Origin of the sequence: Ligilactobacillus agilis DSM 20509 (genome assembly GCF_001436215.1) — a bacterium.
Lineage (GTDB): Bacteria > Bacillota > Bacilli > Lactobacillales > Lactobacillaceae > Ligilactobacillus > Ligilactobacillus agilis.
The window spans coordinates 1-1,565 of record NZ_AYYP01000031.1; the positions used below are offsets into that span (position 1 = coordinate 1).

The following is a 1,565-nucleotide window of genomic DNA, read 5'->3' on the forward strand; positions in this document are numbered from 1 at the left end:
CTGAAACTTGAAAGCATGAAATAGTGGATACTTCCCGCTACTTCATGCTTTTTTGCCAAAAAAATAGAAAAACGCAAGGATACCCGCGTTATAATTTAAATGCAAACCATAAAAAATAAAGGGGTCCTTACGCTATGTCTAGTATAAATCATTCTCAAGAAAATAACGAGTCATATTTTTCAATCGATACCTTCTTCAAGCAAATTGGTATAGGTGAAATTATTCATCAGGTCAATTTCAAACGACGTACTCCAATTAACCCGACAGAATTTATCAAGTGGTTGCTCACTACTATTTTTGTGCGTCAATCTTTATATCGGGCTAAAGAAGCTCCTGCTTTCACTACTAGAACTGTTCGTAATTTTTTGAATGACGGTCGCATTAATTGGCAAAAGTTTGTCTGCCTTTTGGCTAGTGCGGTAATTAAGTGCTTACGTCCCTTTATTGATTCAAGACGGCGGCTAGCTCTAATAATCGATGATAGTCTTTTTGCTCGTCCCTATTCAAAGAGAACCGAGCTACTCGCTCGTGTTTATGACCATGATAAACACGAATTTCTGCACGGTTATCGTGCACTTACACTTGGTTGGAGTGACGCTAATACTTTTTTACCAGTTAACTTTGCTTTGATGTCGAGTAAGGATCCTAAAAATATTCTGGGGCCATGTCATAATCTTGACCGCCGATCTTTGGCTGGTCGCAGGCGTTATCAAGCACAGTCTAAAATGAATCAAGTTGCTGTCGAGCTTGTTTCTCAAGCATTAAAACATAATATTCCGGCTCAATATGTTCTTTTTGATAGTTGGTATAGCTCGCCTAAGATGTTTGACCAAATTAAACAACTAGGATTAGATGGGATCGGTATGCTTAAAAGGTCTACCAAGGTATACTATCGTTATCGCGGACGTTTGTACTCTGTTAAAGCACTTTATGAACGGCTACGTTCTGAAAAACGGTCGCCCAAGGCGACTTATCAATACAGTTGTGTTGTAAAAAGTGATAGTGGGATTGAACTACGGCTAGTGTTTGTACGCAATCAACGCAAAGCCAACAATTACTTAGTTCTTGCAACTACTAAAGTATCACTCCATCCAGATGAAATTATTCAACTATATGGTAGAAGATGGCAGATAGAGACGTATTTCAAGGCTGCTAAACAGTATTTGCGCTTTGATAAGACTCAAGTTCAAAATTATGACGGCCTTTGTGGTCACTTAGCTATTGTGATGATGACCTATGATTTGTTAGCTTGGCAAGAACGCCAAGAAAAAGATGAACGTACTATCGGAGACCTGTTCTATATCATGGGCGAAGCAATGCCCGATTTGAGTCTGACTGATGTATTGGTATGGTTTATAAAACTACTAAATCAGCTTGTAGAAAGTGAACCAGTGGCACCAATAAAACAACTTAATGAGACAGTTGATAAATTTATCAGCAGCCTACCACAAAGCATAGCTTTCCAGCTTCAAAAGGCGTGAAAAAAACTAATTTAATGCAGTGATATCCCGCTTATATCAAGAGAATAGAGAATTTTTATGCTCTTTTTTGCTTTCAAGTTTCAG

1 protein-coding gene is annotated in these 1,565 nt (G+C 38.3%); it reads left to right on the plus strand.

Going from position 1 to position 1,565, the window contains the following annotated elements; translation table 11 throughout:
* The first annotated feature begins 134 nt into the window (after positions 1-134).
* The gene (locus tag FC14_RS04730) at positions 135-1,481 is read left to right on the plus strand and encodes an IS4 family transposase (protein ID WP_046921207.1); all 1,347 of its coding nucleotides are present in this window, start codon (positions 135-137) and stop codon (positions 1,479-1,481) included.
* Positions 1,482-1,565 lie beyond the last annotated feature (84 nt).

Coding starts and splice junctions, on each gene's coding strand:
- FC14_RS04730 (WP_046921207.1), top strand. CDS start 135: ATGTCTAGTATAAATCATTCTCAAGAAAATAACGAGTCATATTTTTCA.